The organism is Legionella sp. 227, assembly GCF_043161935.1.
Lineage (GTDB): Bacteria > Pseudomonadota > Gammaproteobacteria > Legionellales > Legionellaceae > Legionella > Legionella sheltonii.
This window is the reverse complement of sequence record NZ_CP171154.1, coordinates 1,212,544-1,229,358: the sequence shown is the minus strand read 5'-3', so window position 1 is coordinate 1,229,358 and position 16,815 is coordinate 1,212,544. Positions and strand designations below refer to the sequence as shown.

The following is a 16,815-nucleotide window of genomic DNA, read 5'->3' as shown; positions in this document are numbered from 1 at the left end:
AAAGGATCCGGATATTTAGCAAACCGGATCCTTTCAAATAATAAAGGCTTTATGTCTGAAAGTTTTTCAGGCTTTATTAATTACAACGCGCAGTGCTTGCAACTTTAAAGCGGTACTATGAATGTATCCCTCACTTTCGAGAAGCTGCTTTTTATAATAAGCAATTTCATCCTCACGTATCGAAGGGTTGAGACTTTTTAATGCTTCAAGTCGATTTATTTCATGAGTCACACTTTGTTTCATCTCTATCGTTGCCTGCTCTATGATCTCCTGAAGTTGCGCTTCCGCAACTTTTTTACTTTGCGCTAATATACGTTCAAGATCCGTTTGGATTTGCTGAATAATTGGATAGCCTAAATGACGTTTTACAGGCTCACACATTTGATTTAATTGTTTGTAATCCAATATTTTCGACAGATTCTTTCCAGATACATCCATAAGCACCCGAATAGGGGTAAGAGGCAGAAAGCGATCCAATTGCAATTTTTTAGGTGCAGCACAATTTGCTGTAAAAAAGGATTCCAAAAACAAGGTTCCAGGTTTAATACTTTTTATAGAAATCGTCGCTAAAGCGGCATTTCCCAACTCGGAGTCCAAAGTCATTTCCATACATTCACTGACCATGGGATGCTCCCAGCTTAGAAACTCAACATCTTCTCGCACAAGTGCTTTAGAACGAGAATAAGTCACCGTAACGCCATCTTCTTTTAATCCTGGAAAATGACTTGTTTTCATATGATCCGTAGGACGCAATATTTCCGTATTTTCAGAATGGTACTCATGATCAATACCGTATTCCTGAAATACTTGAGCCATATAATTTTCTAGCTCCAAACAATTTTCTTCTGCCTCAATAGCGGCAATCAAGGCCTCTGCTTGGGAGGTATTACAGGAATTTAATTCCAACAACCGATCGCGGCCTTCGTGAAGTGCTTGATTAATTTGTTCGGCACGAGTTTTCGTTTCCGCAATCAACTGCTCCAATTCGTGTGGGGGTGTGTCTACTGTATCGAGAATGGGTAATAATCGATCTTCAAATTCTTCATAAAGAGTAAAACCCACCGAGCAGCTCTTGGTGAATAAGTTAAATCCCTCTTGATACCAGCGAAATAATTTCTCTTGCACCGTGTTCATGAGATAAGGGACATGAATTTCAATTGTATGTCGCTGGCCAATTCGATCGAGCCGTCCAATGCGCTGCTCTAATAAATCTGGATTTAAAGGTAAATCAAACAATACTAAGTGATGCGCAAATTGAAAGTTTCGGCCCTCACTGCCTATTTCGGAACAAATTAGCGTCTGGGCCCCGTTTTCCAGCTCAGCAAAATAAGCTGCAGCACGATCTCGTTCAATAATTGATAATCCCTCATGGAACGAAGTGCTGCGAAGACCTACTTTTAATTTTAAATACTGGTCTAAAGCAATTGCTGTATTGGCCTTAGCACAAATAACAAGAACTTTGTGGGGATGTAATTCATTAATTTTATTCGCTAACCACTTCACTCGAGGATCATTTTCCAGCCATATTGCTTTATCCAAAAGTTGCTCAGGATAAAGCTTACGTTGGCCTTTTTGTTCATCCATTGCGGAATAAATCGTAGGACACTCCAAAGGATAGGCATGCACCTGACGCTCAGGAAACCCTTGAATCGCTGCACGCGTATTGCGAAATAAGACTCGTCCTGTCCCATGGCGATCCAACACGTCTTTAATGAGCTGATTAACACTCAAACCGGTTATGTCCCCTAAATAAGTTTCCAATTGCGACTTAAGCGTTACTGGCAAGACATCCGTCGCCTGTTCCCCGTACGTCATCAACTCTTGCACCAGCCTGTTGATGTGCTGATACCCTTCTTCTTCTTTTTTGAAGGTAGGAAAATCATAAAATCGTGATGGGTCAAGCAATCTCAAGCGGGCAAAATGGCTGGCAATTCCCGCTTGTTCTGGTGTCGCAGTCAAAAGCAATAAGCCTTTACTTTGTTTTGCTAATTCCTCAATACATTCATACTCAGGACTTTTTTCTTCCTCAGACCAATGTAAGTGATGTGCCTCATCAACAACAAGCAAATCCCACTGGCTGCTCAGCGCTTGCTGGCGAGCTTGTTCATTTTCCATCAGAAAATCCAAGCTGCACAAAACCAATTGTTCGTTTTCAAAAAGATTCTCCTGGCTTGTACCAATATGCATCCCTTCTTCTTCATCTAACTCATATAAAAGTTCATAACGCTCCGCATCAATGATCGAAAAATATAAATTAAATCGGCGAATCATTTCGACAAGCCATTGATGAATCAACGTTTGGGGAACCACAATCAATACTCGGCTGGCACGACCGGTACCTAATTGATAATGAAGAATCATGCCGGCTTCTATAGTCTTACCCAACCCTACTTCATCAGCCAACAACACCCGCGGTGCATAGCGTTGTGCCACCTCATTGGCAATATAAACCTGATGTTTCAGGTGACTGGTTCTTGAGCCCAATAGTCCTCTAACACTAGACTGTTGTAATCTACTGACATGATGCAGGGTATCTATCCTTAATTTAAAGGTGCTTAACTTATCCAACAAACCGCTAAATAATCTTTGTTCTGGAGTGTTTAATTTGATAAAACAATCTAAAGAAAGCTCGCTAATCTGCAGTTCATTGCCCGCCTCATCTTCTCCAGTATAAAATAACAATCCCTGACGCTCTTCCACTTGAGTAATCTGTATTTTCTGTTGGTTTGCGGTAGTGACTTCTTCTCCCACTTTATAAATAATACGACTTAAGGGAGCACTGTCGGTGGAATAAATACGCTCTTCGTCCGCAGCAGGGAAGCTCACGCTCACCTGCCGACCATTCAAATCAATAATGATACCCAAACCAAGTTGGGTTTCGGTGTTGCTTATCCAGCGTTGGCCAATACGATACGTCATAAAAAATCATCTTTTGAGTTAAGTGTGAGTAAAATAATCAAAAAACCAAATAAACTCAACTTGACTTGTATTCTTTTTTTAAATAGCATGACCCGATTTTAATCAAACTCAAGGGGTTTATTTATGGAATCTAAATTTGTTAAAGAACCACGTTCAAGAAAATCAGGACAACGCGATTACCGGGAGCCCTATGAGGAAGAGGAAAAAGAATTAACTGAAGAATCGTATCCATATTACAGCTCGTCTGCTTACCGCTCATCACGTCAACCACTATCTCTTGGCCGTGAAAAAGGCCTATTGGATTTATTGATAGGAAATGCTGAAGAAAAACAAGTTGCAATAAATGCAGTTAAAGAGAAGCTACATCAAGGATATGGATTTGTACAACAAACTGTACCTGGATTTTTTACTCCGTTTGGAAAGAAAAAAGAATTAGCAGAGGAACTTGGACTGACTACTAGATCAGATATCGCAACTACAGTCACAGCACCAATTCATGGGCCTATAGTGTTTGCTCTTGCTGCTGGAGCTGCAGCCATAGCTGCCGCATGCGCTGCACTTTATGCACTTGGAAAATTGGTTATTGCTGCAGGTTTTGGATTACATAGTCTTCGTGCAGGCAAAGAAGAGGCAATAGAAACGGCTCAAGATAACCTCAGAGCTTCTGCAAAAGCTGGAATTATTGCAGCTGCTTGTACTGTAATTGCTGTTGCTGCATCCATAGTAACCGCTGTTATAGCTCCCATAGCATTGCTGTATCTTCTTAGCCGTACCGGCGCCACTGCTGTTGCCGAAATTGCTAAGTGTACCGCCTCTTCAGAGGAAAGCCCTGAATATAGATCTGTTAAAATATAAAATGTACTTTATTAAGTTGGGCTCCCAAGCCCAACTTTGCATAAAGATACATGAATTTTTTTATTTATATATAATCACTTAATTGAGGCATCAGCCTATCATTAACTCCAGAGAATAAATTTTTCTTGTTTTTTTAAGATATTCTGGTTAAAAATAGTAGTTACAGGAAGATTATTCAACAGAAAGGAATTCACATGGCTACCAACGAAGAAGAAACTCGACAACTTATTGATCTGGATGCAGTAGAAGAAAGGGAGCTTGATACTGTACAAGAGCCAGAGCAAGATAAAGAATCAACAATACTCGCAGTCGAAGAAACAGCATCTAAAGAAATAAAAGAGAAGTTAAAAAATCTTAACAATACCGATCAAGACAAACTTGTAAAAATTACTATTACCAAAGAAATATTTGAGCAAATCAAAAAAAGTCTGCAAGATACCATCAAAAGCATGGAAAAAAATCCGAGTATGTTCTCGCGAGCTGCGGAATACTGGGGTGAACTACCTCTTTGGCAAAAGATTATTGGTGGAGTCGCATTAACGGTTCCCACCCTAATCATGGGCATTGTCGCACATATTGGTTTTCTTTTGGCACTTTGTGGGGTCACGGCGGTTACCTATACAGCTGGAGGGATCATCCTCGACGATCATCATAAATGCAGTACCAGTGCTATTGAAAGTTTGCAACAAGGTATTTTAGGCTTAGCCGACCTCCTGCAATTAACCATTAATGCTCTGGATATTATCCGTCAACAATTAGCAGTAGAGATTCAAAAATTTGCCAATGAAAATATACGGCTCACAGAAAATATTGAAGCGCTAAGCAAGCGCATTGATTTGATTGATAAACAAATCATGACCACCGTTAAAATTAATGAGGCTTTAGATGGAACTAGAAATGGATTAGTAGAAATTTCTGAAGCCCTCAAAGAGGGGGTGGAACAACAAACCGACTTAATGAAGAAAAATCAGGAGAAATTAGACCGTATTACAGAGGGATACAAAGCCAGTCAAGAGGAGTTAATGCAAAAAGTTCTGGAAGTGCACAAGGTGAGAGAAGCACTCGGAGCGGATCTTGATAAAGCTCAAGTAATGATCAATACGTTGCATGCTACCATATCAGAATTAACGGTTGCCGCCATTGGCAAGGAAGAACAACGCCAGGCTTTCCAAGAAAGACTCGATGTCTTTCTAAGTAATAAAGAAACGAGCTTTGATACCATAGTGAAACGCATCTGTGATGCGGAAAGCAAACTGGTGCTGGTACAACAAGAGCTAGAGAAATCGAATACTCGTTATCAAGAACTTCTTATGATACAAGAAAAACATATAGACACGCTTAAAACACTAAGTACTCCTCCTTCAAATCAAGGCACTCCTCCTACCGATCAACCACCCCAAATGATACCTGTGAGCCAGTTATTAGGTACGAATGGGTTTTATGCGCAGAAACAAAAAACTGGCAATGGGTTAGATGTGGCAGTGCAAGCATCACAGGTGTTTAACTAATAATATAATGACCAAGAAAAATCCCCTCTTCCAGGTGGGAGAGGGGCCGCGGTGAGGATTCTACCTGCCTTATTTTTTTCTCCCTTCCAAAGTCAAATCATATGCATCTAAAGCCGCCTTCACCGCGGTACGCTCACTGATCCGTTGATACCATTCAAGTAAATGAGCAAAACGTTGCGCATCAATAGTCTGTTGATAAAAAATTTGAAAGCAGTAAATCCAGGGCCAAATGGCCATATCGGCAATGGTGTACTCATTACCACCGATATAAGAAAATTGGGTCAGTTGTTTTTCCATAACCCCTAACAAACGCTCACTTTCATCCACATAACGTTTGAGTGCATAAGGAATTTTTTCATCCATACGATGAAAATGCCCCAATTGACCAAACATGGGACCTATATGAGCTGCTTGAAAAAAGCACCATTCGAGAATAGCGTACTTATTTTGCAGTGAATCCGGTAAAAATCTATGATGCTTTTCTGCAAGATATTGCAATATAGCCACACTTTCAAACAAATAAAAATCGGTTTGCGAGTCATATAAAACCGGAATTTTATTATTCGGGGAAATTTTTAAAAAATCCGGATTAAACTGTTCTCCTTTAGAAATATCGATGGTTTTAATCGAATAGGATTGGGACAGCTCGTGCAGCATAATCGTCGGTTTAATACCATTAGGCGTCCCAAATGAATACAAGGTATACATGAAAACCTCCTTGTTATAAGCGCTAAAATGAAATTATAGTGTAATTTTTTCCTTCGCGTAAAACCAGTCTGGTTAATCACCAGGATAAAAAACATACTTTGAAATAAGCCAACGATATCCCGGCTTGAATTATGTAGCGCTAATGGATAATTTTAGTCTATTCTTAGAAATCATGAGCAGCGAAAAGGAATTAACCATGAGCTTCAAAGATAAAGTGGCTATTCTTAATAGTTCCCGCACTCCCTTTGTCAAATCACAAACGAACTATTTAGGAAAATCCAATCAGGATATGTTAGGGGCAGCATTAGCTGATCTTATTAATAAAACTAAAATTCAAGGTGAGTTATTGGGTGATTTTATTGCAGGAGCAATTATGAATCATCCTTTCGACTGGAATCTGGCGCGCGAAACGGTTTTAGGTAGTGAGTTGTCTCCAGATACTCCCGGATTAACCATACAACGTGCTTGTGGTACGGGTTTAGAAGCAGTCAATTTAATTGCGTTAAAAATTGCTAGCGGCCAAATCGCTGCAGGAATAGGGGGCGGAACGGACACCAATTCCGATATTCCACTAATTGGCCAAAGAAAACTAACTCATTTTTTAATTAAATTTCAACAGGCTAAAGGGGTGAAAGAAAAGCTTAGCCTTTTCAAAGAATTCCGCTTGAGCATGTTAAAACCTCTATTACCGGAAGTCCGCGAACCACGCACTGGTTTGTCTATGGGCGATCATTGTGAATTAATGGTTAAAGAATGGCAAATTAGCCGCCAGGCTCAGGATGAATTGGCTTTTCGCTCACATCAAAATGCGACTCAAGCGTATAATGAAGGGTTTTATGAGGATTTAATCGCCCCCTTTGCTTCTCTAAAGCAAGATACCATTACCCGTAAAGATCCTTCTTTGGAAAAATTGGCGTCCTTAAAACCTGCTTTTGATAAATCTGATAAGGGTAGTTTAACTGCAGGAAACTCAACGCCACTCACTGATGGAGCCTCTGTTGTATTATTAGGCTCTCCTGAATGGGCCAAAAGTCATCAACTAGAACCTCTTGCTTATTTTGTGGACTGCGAAGTGGCTGCAATAGATTTCGTACATGGTGCAGGATTATTGATGGCGCCAACGATTGCTGTCGCTCGTTTATTGGCAAGAAATCGACTGAGTTTGCAAGATTTTGATTATTATGAAATTCATGAAGCTTTTGCTGGTCAAGTACTGTGTACGTTAAAAGCATGGGAATCTGCTGAATATTGTCAAAAAGTATTACATCTCAAAAAGCCTTTAGGAACTATAAACACACAAAAAATGAACGTAAAAGGAGGGAGTCTTGCCCTAGGCCATCCCTTTGCTGCTACGGGTGGACGTTTGGTGGGTGCCGCCGCCAAAATCCTAGCCAATCAAGGACAAGGACGTATCCTTATCAGTCTTTGCACTGCGGGAGGAATGGGCGTTGCGGCGATTGTTGAACGCTAGTCCCTTCATTCTGAGACAATGAGGAGATCTCCACGACGCAGGAGATCCCTCGCTGGGCTCGATGACAGAAGGTCTCGCACTTTAGGCTAACCTTAATTATTAACTAATGTATAAACACTTGTTTCTGCTTTTTGTATTCTCTCAGCATGAAGATGTTTGGCTTTACTGGCAAAAAAATTATGTGCTAGATAAGCGCCCGCCCCTGTGATTGAAGAAACTGCCTCAGTAACCGCCAAAGGAGGGTTGGGGGTATTTTGGTTTGGTTTAAAGAAAAAACCACCGCCATAGGTAGCCTTTGCAGCCACCTCAACTGTTTTGTTGAGCAAGACATTCATCGTATCAAAATACATTGGAATGTTGAAACTACTGGTTCCCAAATCGATGTTGATATTAAAAGGCATTGATATGGTTGGACCATTATAATAGGCACCAGCCACGTAACGTTCGCCAGAGGGAGGATAGGTGATCTTAGGCACTGTTCTGCTGGAAAGATAAAGTGCCGTTGTGGCAACTGTGGTACTGAGCATCGCCATAGATAGTGCGCCAGCAAAAGCTTCTGCACCGACATAACCATACTCTTTCCACTGAGGCTTGGCAATTTGCAATCCATGATTGCGAGCATAATAACGCTGTTCTTCCCTATTTTCCTGCCACTGATTAATCGTTGCGCCTAAAGTTTTTAAGGCAATACCTGACGCCATGCAAATAGTACTGGCTGTTTGCACCATTCCGGAACTAATGTAATCGGTTACATTATAAGCGGTACCATTATTTATATTATTGCTGTAAGTCAAAGGAAATGATTCACTAAGACTATAATTTATGTTTGTAAGGTTAACTCCTAAAGTAAAATTACCCGTAGCATTCACTGCGCCATAATAGGACGCACTGACTTCTTCTAAATTAAGCATGTTAGAGACAGCATATGCTGCACCACCCAGAGTACATGCCAAAGTGCCACATACACTCATTGTATCTGCTACTGCATGAACTGTAGTATCAAATGCCCAACTGGTTGTCGACCAAAATCTATCCGCCCAAAGCATAACCTACATCCTTTTTTACAATAAAAAAAATGACTTGACCATAATTTTTCATCATGACAAGTCAAAATATCGACACCCTAGCTGTCTTAATTTCTATCAGAACATATCTAAATCAACCGGTCAATAATTTATTTAGATGCAGAATTTTATCCATTCGAGGTCATCCCTCGCGCTGCTCGAGTTCGCCCCGCGAAACACAATCTCTCATTGGGCTCTTTCTGCCCCGCAGAGAGGAGATGGGTGTAAACATTCTTCTAAAGATGGCGCAAATAAAAATTAATTTCATTGGCACGATTGGTGAAAAGCCAATTTATTCCTCGATTTAATTCGCGATACATGCTGAACTTGGAATCGATCATGCCTACACCAACAATTTGTTTGGCGGCTTGGAGTCTTTTAACAACCTGATTATTCATTAAAAAATAATGTCCTAAAACACCCCCATAATTCTCTTTTAAACTGATATTGCAAAATTGATGCACATTATTATGCCCTGCTACCAATAACAGTGAATTTTTTGGAAATTGCGATAAGGAGCTAAAAACTGCGGAATCTAACGTGAGCAAGTGATATTGTTCCCCAGCAGATAATCCGTTTAATGCGCGGACCAAAGCTTCCTCATCTTGAAACGGTGCTTTTAATTCGATCAGCAAATGCATGCTGTGTCCATATCTGGCTACAACTTCATTGAGTGTAGGCACTGCTGGGCTCAGGGTTCGTAATTCATTAAAGCTCAGTTGAGCAATTGCTCGATCATGTCCCCACAGACGCTTTAAAGTAGGATCATGATTCACCACGAGCACTTTATCTGCAGTGGCGTGTACATCAAGCTCAATCCCCCAGCACCCCAATTCTTTCGCCAAATCAAATGCCGCTAGCGTATTTTCAATGATACCCTGTGCATGATTGTGCGCTCCCCTGTGTGCAATCAAATGTGTGGATTTAACGATCTCCAATGAAGGTTTCTCCCGGGGAAGGAGCGCGAAATAACCATCCACAGTTCTTTCTATTAGATGAAGTAACACAACCACTATTCCTAATCATTTATATTTTAGGTCAATAGAATCTATTGTATGTGGGGGAAAATGAAAAGGCAAAACAGCTGATTTCTCTTTCAATTTGTGTAAAAATAATAGGCTTTTTAATTTATGGTCTGTATATGCCTTTAATTACAACCCACATCGATGATGCTATTCGCGATTTGCTTGCAGGAAAGCCTGTTGCCATACCTACAGAAACGGTCTATGGATTAGCAGCTCCTATTAATAATGAACAAGCAATTAGAGCCGTTTTTGCAATGAAGAACAGACCCTTAAACCATCCTTTAATCGTTCACGTTGCGCAAGATTGGGATCTCAATCAATGGGTCAAAGACATACCAGTCTATGCCCAGCAACTCATTAAAAAATTCTGGCCAGGTCCTTTAACTCTTGTTTTACGTTGCAAACCAGAGCAAATTTCTCCATTAATTACGGGAGGTCAGACTACGGTAGCCATCAGATGCCCAGCCCATCCTATAGCCCAGGAACTATTAATTAAATTAGGGATCCCGCTGGTTGCTCCCTCAGCAAACCCTTTTGGGAAAGTCAGCCCCACAACGGCACAGCATGTCAGCGAATCATTCCCGAATCAAGAATTAACCATAGTGGATGGAGGTCGTTGTACTGTAGGCATTGAATCCACCATCATTGATGCAACTCATGTAGCGAACTATCAAATTTTACGTCATGGACTTATTGATGAAAAAACCATCGCCGAAGTAATTGCAATACCCTCACTTGACCATGAAAATACGCTGCGGGTTCCTGGAAAATTGGACAGTCATTACCAACCGCAAAAATTGTTATATTATTTTACCGACTATCAGGCACTTAGCCATTTTTGCCAAAAAAATCCAGATAAAATCTACGTTATTGCCAGCAAACAACCCATAGGAATCCTTGGAGAGCATTTTCATCGATTGAAAGAACATCCCGAACAAGTAGCCTTTGATCTCTATTATCAATTAAGAAAAGCAGACACATCCAATGCCCAAGTCATTGCGATCGAGCTTCCTCCGGCAACAGGAGCGTGGCAAGGCGTACGAGAGCGAATCTTAAAAGCAGGAGTCCCCTATTCCAGTTAGTTGAAACATTTTGCGCAAGATTAATCTGAAAAAGCCATTGACAGATCCACAAAATATGAGTAACTTAGCGCCACAATGCCGAGGTGGTGGAATTGGTAGACACGCTAGCTTCAGGTGCTAGTGGGGGCAACTCCGTGGAGGTTCGAGTCCTCTTCTCGGTACCATTAAATCGATTATAAATCCATTTCTAATAGATCCCAATCACGGGAACTTCCAGTAAGCCTGGCTGCTGAAAGCCCTATCTTAATCATGATTCCGCATAAAAATTTTTAAATTCACAGATGGTTCGCTGATTGCAAGCAACCAAACTACATTTCCGTTATGATGTGTGTTGGTAAGTTAATTTGCTTCAGTTATCATAGACCGACGTGAAAAGGAGGTTGTGCATGAAAATTATTATTGGAGGTGGAACAGGATTAGTTGGTCAAACTTTAGTTCCTGAATTGATTCAATCAGGGCATAACGTGTATGTCATTGGGCGAGATGAAGAAAAAATTAAACAAACCTTTGCAAACACGGTACACGCAATTTCCTGGGATGAACTAGATCTATTAAATCCGAATGAATTTGATGTGATTATTAATCTAGCTGGTGAAAATATTGCAGATGCTCGATGGAGTGACGAAACAAAAGAAAGATTATTCTCAAGCCGCATTGAAACAACCAGCCAATTAGTGCTATGGGGAATTAAAGCCGAAACAAAAAAACCTCATTTATATAATGCAAGCGCCATCGGCATTTATGGATTACAGAAAACACGAGCAGCAGATAATCTTACGTTTACTGAAACAACTCCCCCTATTGATTCGCCTGAAACCAGTTTTTCGACTCAGCTTGTAACCCAGTGGGAACAAACCGCCAAAAGAGGTTTTGAATTGGGAATGCCGGTAACCCTAATGCGTTTTGGTGTGGTTTTAAAACGCGGCGCCGGGATGTTAAAAAAATTGGAATTACCTGCAAAATATGGTCTGGGCGCTGTACTGGGTTCTGGTGAGCAACCTTTAGCATGGATTGACAGTACCGATCTTGCTGAGGCCATTATGTTTTTAATCGCTCATCCAGAAATTACTGGCCCAGTGAATTTAGTTGCCCCAGAGTGCGTATCACAAAAAACATTTACTAAAACATTTGCACAGGTGCTAAAGAAACCTGCTTTTCTGCGCATGCCTGCCTGGTTTGTAACGCTTTTATTCGGGCAAATGGGTGAAGAATTATTATTGTCAGGACAAACCGTGGCCCCACAACGCTTGTCAGAGTATCAATTTGATTTCAAATACCCAACTTTATTGTCTGCTTTAACTAAAGAATTTGGAGGTTAAATTATGAGTCTTCGCTTGTTATCCCTGGAAGAAGTAAAACAAAGTATCACCATGAGCCAAGCGATTAAGGCAATGGAAAATGCGTTTATTCAACTCGCAAAACAACAGGTTAAATTACCATTAAGAACAGGGATTACTATTGACGAAGAAGAGGCGCTTACTTTGACCATGCCCGCATATTTGGCCAAAGATAAAGCTTTAGGTTTGAAAGTAGCCTCCATTTTTCCTAAAAATAGCGCCCGAAATAAACCGGCAATTACGGGTTTTATTATGTTGCTTGATGCCAGTACTGGTGAGCCTCAAGCATTAATGGATGCAGGGTACCTCACTGCATTGAGAACCGGAGCAGTTTCTGGATTAGCAACCCAATATTTTGCGACAGAGAACGCGAGTCATGTTGCAATCATTGGCTCAGGGGTGCAAGCAGAGACTCAGCTTCAGGCTGTAGCAACGGTACGTGATATAAAACAGGTCTCAGTCTGGTCAAGAAATATTAAAAGTGCAGAACAATTCGCGACAAAATTTGCAAACCAATACGCGATTCATGTCTGTGATCATATATCTTCTGCGGTTAAAGACGCGGACATCATCTGCACTGCCACTGCCAGTACTGAACCCTTAATTCACTTGCAGGACATACAACCTCATGTACATATTAATGCCATAGGTTCCCACACCGCCAAGATGAAAGAAATCAGTGATAATGTGCTAAAACATAGCGTGGTGATCGTCGATCAATTGAATGCGGTGATGGCTGAGGCAGGCGAAATTATCAGTGCGGTCCAACAAAATCAGTTAAAGCAAGAGGATCTTATTGAGATTGGTACTTGGTTAATGCATAAAAAACCGGATTACAAAAACCAAATCACGGTTTTCAAATCAGTAGGGCTTTCGATTCAGGACGTCAGCGTCGCTTCCGTTGTTTATGAAAATGCGGTCAATAAAAACTTAGGAACTGCATTTGTGTTAAATTAAGAGGAATTTATATAGCATGTCGCCTGGGTTACCGCAGCGTAACCTGGGCGACAATATAATCAGACAGGTTGCATAGATGTTAGTTAATTTCTCCTAACGCCTGACCAAAGCGTATGGTACTGCCTGCTTTTAAGTCTTTATCCCAATTCATTTGAGCACCATTTGCAAACAGCAAAACCACCGTGGAACCTAATTTAAAGTACCCCATTTCATCGCCTTTAGCCATTTGCTGACGCTCTTCAGGGGAGTATTCAAAATCAATACGGTTTTTGCTGCGTTTGATTTCCCCATGCCAGCTAGTTCCTATCGCCCCCACTATAGTTGCTCCGACCATTACCATCACCATAGGACCAATTTGCGTAGAAAAAAAGACAGCCAATCGTTCATTACGTGCAAATAACCGGGGTACAACTCGAGCCGTCGATGGTTGGACTGAAAATAAAGCACCAGGCATATAGGTCATTGAAATGAGTTCAGCATCAATAGGCATATGGACACGATGATAATCTTTAGGTGATAAATACAAAGTAGCGAAACGTCCATTAAGAAATTGCGCAGCCAGCTCTTTATTACACATTAAAAGATCGTCTACTGAATAATAATGCCCTTTTGCCTGAATTAATTGACCTTGCTCTATAGAGCCTATTTCACTAACACACCCATCTACTGGCGAAATAATGTCTGCTTGCGCCAATGGTCTGCATTCTGCTTTTAAATGGCGAATAAAAAAATCATTAAAACAAGCGTATGCGGTAGGATCTTCGATCAAAGCTTCACTCATATTAACTTGGTATTTATTTATAAAGCGTTGAATGATGTAATTTTTTACCTTGTGATGTTTCACTTCAGCCAAACATCCAGCTAGAGTCGTTAGCCCATGTTGAGGAATTAGATATTGAGGCAATGTTTTTATTAAATCAAAGGACATATAAAGCTCTGGCAACATTTTAGAAAAAAGGAATCATAACCTATACTTCCAATGCTCACAAACTTAGTTGCGAACATTAGAAGTACAGACACGCTTAATAAGAACAACCTTCTGTGAGTTGTAGTTGGCGCTGGGTCGCAGAAATGGTCTCATTATGATATTTTACATTATCAAGATAAAACCTTTTATGTTCTTCCAAAGCAAATTGTGCGATTAATTGATATTTTTGTTCTTGTAACATCGCTGGATACTTAATAGTTTCTTTTTTAATCGTTTCTATTATTTTGGTGAACAAACAATCGTTCAGTGCTGAAGAGTCTTGCCCATTCATAAAGATCATGGCGAGCGCTTTCGAATGGCAATTTCCTTTTAAATAACCTTCAACTTCCGATCTTCTGGATGCCCCCCAAAGGCTTCCCCATGATTCCTGTTCATATTTTTTTAATGAGGACTCGATTAAGCTTTTAAATGATCGTTCCGTTAGAGTATCTACCCATTCATACATAGTTTTATACAACATTGAAATACCTCCATCACTAAAAGGATGCATAAATCGTTTCTCCTTCTTAGCAAAAAACACGACATCACGTGTAAAATCGGCAAGCCCTTTTTCAAAGCTTTTATCTCTTATCGCTTGATCAATACTTGGTATGGGGTATTTTTCAAGCATAAAGGGAGTGAGGCCATTGATAAGCAAGGTATTCAATTCCCCATCTTGCTTTGTACCGGAACTTAAAATGTACGCCAAACGCTGATCCCCACTTTCTGCAGAACTGGCTTTTAAATACTTTTTAACGGATTCTGTTCTTTTGCGAAAGGAAAATGTTTCGATGTAAGGAGAATATTTTTTATCAACAATTTCAGTAATATAACGCTCTAAATCTTCGGGCTTAATCGATTTGGCCCAAACAAATAATGAATCATTATATTGATTTTTCACATCTTCATGCGTAAAAGGTAAAACGTCTCTCTTCACCGCCAGTAAGGCTTTTTCCATAAGTTCGTCGGTCTTTGTCAAATGCAACTGGAAATTGACCTGTTCAGCAATTAATTTAAGACTTTCAGCGATATTATTAAATCCAGCGGCATGGGTTGTAGTATTTGCCAAGGCTTGGCAAATTTTTAAATTATGTGTTTTATACAGTAAGCCCAGCTTATCTGAAAACTCAAGGTTATCTTCTTCTGTGAGATCCTTACGCTCTTTTTCATAATAGGTTTCAATAACCGTTCGGAACTCATTAACAAAAGCAACCATAGATAATACTGCATCGCGTAATTTACTGTCTTTATCAACACTAATTTTTGCCGCTATTGTTTCAGCATCAAGTTGAGGGAGATTTCCAAATAACTCCCAGGCACTGGTTATCGTATCATCTGTAGGCTGTTTGCTATCCAGTTTGGAAATTTGTACATGCGGAGGATTAGTCGTTTCTTTAAGTAATGAGTTGGTTAGTCGGTATGTACTGTGGATCAGCTCTTTTATTGTTGGAGCAAATGCATCCCGCCAAACCTGATGATATCGTTTTTGTAACTCATCAGGATTAAATTTAAGCTCCTCTTCCTTTGCATAGGTTGTTTCATTTTCTTTTTTGATCCACTCCCCAATGTTCCGATAAAAAGAAGGTTTTTGATACAGCGCCAAATAAGTAGGCGGCAGGGGTAGCCCATAACCATTATCTAAGCATCCCATATAAAAGACGACCACTCGGTATAAGTTATCGTAATGCTCCTGATATAAAGACATCATAAAATCAACAAATGATTTTTTGTCCGTTTCTGCATTACAAAATTGAGGAAATAACTCTTCATATTTTGCTCGTAAGCTGGGATCCGTTTCATCTAAAGAGGTGTAATTTAAAGGTAAATCACCAAAAAGCTCTGTTAAGCGTTTGCGTTGCAACTCCGGTTGAAACGTTAATAAAGCTTTTAGAGCTGCAGCCAATTTCTGTTCTTGGGCAAGGGAGTTCTGCGCCAAACGGGCGAATTCGGTAGGGTCTGCATACGCTTTCGGCAGCTTTTTAAGCGCTTGTTCTTGTACCCCTGGGACAATTACTGGAATGGTAACTTGCCCTGGATGCTGGTAGGGCGGCCAATGATAAGGCATGGATTCCTGAACATTAGGAAAAGCTTCATAATCCCGAACCGTTAAAGTGACATGGGTTTTAGGAACGCCGATCACCGCTCGTGGTACTTTCATGTAAATTGTGAACCAATACCAGAACATATCAAAATCGATATCACCGGCTAAACTGAGATTATGAGGATGAGAATCGTCATCATCAAGAAACCATCGTCCCAGTAAAAGTTCCATAATGTTATGTTCAATCAGTGTCTTAACACTGGGGGCAACTTGTTCCTTTAACGTACTATTAACAGGAATACCCTGGCTGGCAAAGTGAAACGGTTTAAAATCCTCAATCCCAATAGAAAGCGTACCGATCAATTTGTCCTGAGTGTGGCCTCTCTTTGCGGTGATTTCTAAAATATTGCTCTTTACAGTGCGCAGCTGTTCACTTAAGGGCAGTTCCGGATTAAAATTGGGGATTTCCTTAGTGGCTATTGTATCTTTTTTTATTAGGCCTTCAGGAGTCTTAACCAGATATTGGAATGAGTCTTTCTCAAATTTAATATAAAGGGTGTTGTCTTTTATCGTTTCATTGCGATCGGGCATTAATTCAAGGTCGTACTCCTCGAATACCAACCGCTCTTCCGCGGATCTTTTTCCTTGAAATGATCTTTTGAATGATGAGGTTGCGACGCTTATTTTAGCTAATAATTCAGGATAGTGATTTTTAGGTTCTAATTTTTTAAAAAACGCTTTTTTGACAACTCCATCTTCTTCAAAGGTAACCTTAAAGGTTTGATGAGAGCTATCGGATATCGCTGTTTTTTCTGAATAAGTGAGTTGACTATGCCTCAGTGCCTTTTTTGGAATTCCCATATTTTAATCCATTAAATCAC

General features: G+C 40.3%; 12 protein-coding genes and 1 tRNA gene. 7 read left to right on the top strand and 6 right to left on the bottom strand.

All coding sequences use genetic code 11. The annotated features are described in order from the left end of the window. Positions 1-66 precede the first annotated feature (66 nt). Entirely contained in the window at positions 67-2,919 is a 2,853-nt protein-coding gene (rapA, locus tag ACF8MK_RS05275; RefSeq protein ID WP_392538468.1) for an RNA polymerase-associated protein RapA, read from the bottom strand. 123 nt (positions 2,920-3,042) lie between these two features. Between rapA and ACF8MK_RS05270 the strand changes: the two genes are divergently transcribed. Then, on the top strand, positions 3,043-3,774 hold the full coding sequence (locus tag ACF8MK_RS05270) for a hypothetical protein (RefSeq protein ID WP_392538467.1): 732 nt from the start codon (positions 3,043-3,045) through the stop codon (positions 3,772-3,774). Positions 3,775-3,968: 194 nt separating this feature from the next. Further along, complete coding sequence (locus ACF8MK_RS05265) at positions 3,969-5,282, top strand: LegC2/C7 family Dot/Icm T4SS effector (RefSeq protein ID WP_392538466.1); 1,314 nt, start codon at positions 3,969-3,971, stop codon at positions 5,280-5,282. A 69-nt stretch (positions 5,283-5,351) separates the two neighbouring features. Here ACF8MK_RS05265 and ACF8MK_RS05260 read toward each other — a convergent pair whose 3' ends face one another. Then, positions 5,352-5,990, bottom strand: a complete 639-nt coding sequence (locus ACF8MK_RS05260) for a glutathione S-transferase family protein (protein ID WP_392538465.1) — start codon at positions 5,988-5,990, stop codon at positions 5,352-5,354. Between the two features lie 196 nt (positions 5,991-6,186). On the opposite strand from ACF8MK_RS05260, the gene ACF8MK_RS05255 reads away from it, so the two are divergent. Then, complete coding sequence (locus ACF8MK_RS05255) at positions 6,187-7,461, top strand: acetyl-CoA C-acetyltransferase (RefSeq protein WP_392538464.1); 1,275 nt, start codon at positions 6,187-6,189, stop codon at positions 7,459-7,461. Between the two features lie 92 nt (positions 7,462-7,553). Here ACF8MK_RS05255 and ACF8MK_RS05250 read toward each other — a convergent pair whose 3' ends face one another. Both ACF8MK_RS05250 and ACF8MK_RS05245 read right to left on the bottom strand, forming a co-directional pair. Further along, a complete protein-coding gene (locus ACF8MK_RS05250; RefSeq protein WP_392538463.1) occupies positions 7,554-8,507 on the bottom strand; it encodes a hypothetical protein in 954 nt (317 codons plus the stop codon). Positions 8,508-8,761: 254 nt separating this feature from the next. Beyond that, positions 8,762-9,532, bottom strand: a complete 771-nt coding sequence (locus ACF8MK_RS05245) for a glycerophosphodiester phosphodiesterase (protein WP_392538462.1) — start codon at positions 9,530-9,532, stop codon at positions 8,762-8,764. 134 nt (positions 9,533-9,666) lie between these two features. Between ACF8MK_RS05245 and ACF8MK_RS05240 the strand changes: the two genes are divergently transcribed. From ACF8MK_RS05240 to ACF8MK_RS05225, 4 genes are all read left to right on the top strand, one after another. Then, complete coding sequence (locus tag ACF8MK_RS05240) at positions 9,667-10,632, top strand: L-threonylcarbamoyladenylate synthase (RefSeq protein WP_392538461.1); 966 nt, start codon at positions 9,667-9,669, stop codon at positions 10,630-10,632. Between the two features lie 77 nt (positions 10,633-10,709). Then, a tRNA-Leu gene (locus tag ACF8MK_RS05235) sits at positions 10,710-10,796 on the top strand. 222 nt (positions 10,797-11,018) lie between these two features. Then, the gene (locus tag ACF8MK_RS05230) at positions 11,019-11,951 is read left to right on the top strand and encodes a TIGR01777 family oxidoreductase (protein ID WP_392538460.1); all 933 of its coding nucleotides are present in this window, start codon (positions 11,019-11,021) and stop codon (positions 11,949-11,951) included. A gap of 3 nt (positions 11,952-11,954) precedes the next feature. Continuing rightward, positions 11,955-12,926: an ornithine cyclodeaminase family protein gene (locus ACF8MK_RS05225; protein WP_392538459.1), complete on the top strand. Its 972-nt coding sequence runs from the start codon at positions 11,955-11,957 to the stop codon at positions 12,924-12,926. Positions 12,927-13,005: 79 nt separating this feature from the next. Here the strand turns inward: ACF8MK_RS05225 and asd are convergent, their stop codons facing one another. Together asd and ACF8MK_RS05215 are read right to left on the bottom strand one after the other, a co-directional pair. Continuing rightward, entirely contained in the window at positions 13,006-13,854 is an 849-nt protein-coding gene (asd, locus tag ACF8MK_RS05220) for an archaetidylserine decarboxylase (RefSeq protein ID WP_392538458.1), read from the bottom strand. Between the two features lie 94 nt (positions 13,855-13,948). Further along, positions 13,949-16,795: a hypothetical protein gene (locus ACF8MK_RS05215; RefSeq protein WP_392538457.1), complete on the bottom strand. Its 2,847-nt coding sequence runs from the start codon at positions 16,793-16,795 to the stop codon at positions 13,949-13,951. Positions 16,796-16,815: the final 20 nt, after the last annotated feature.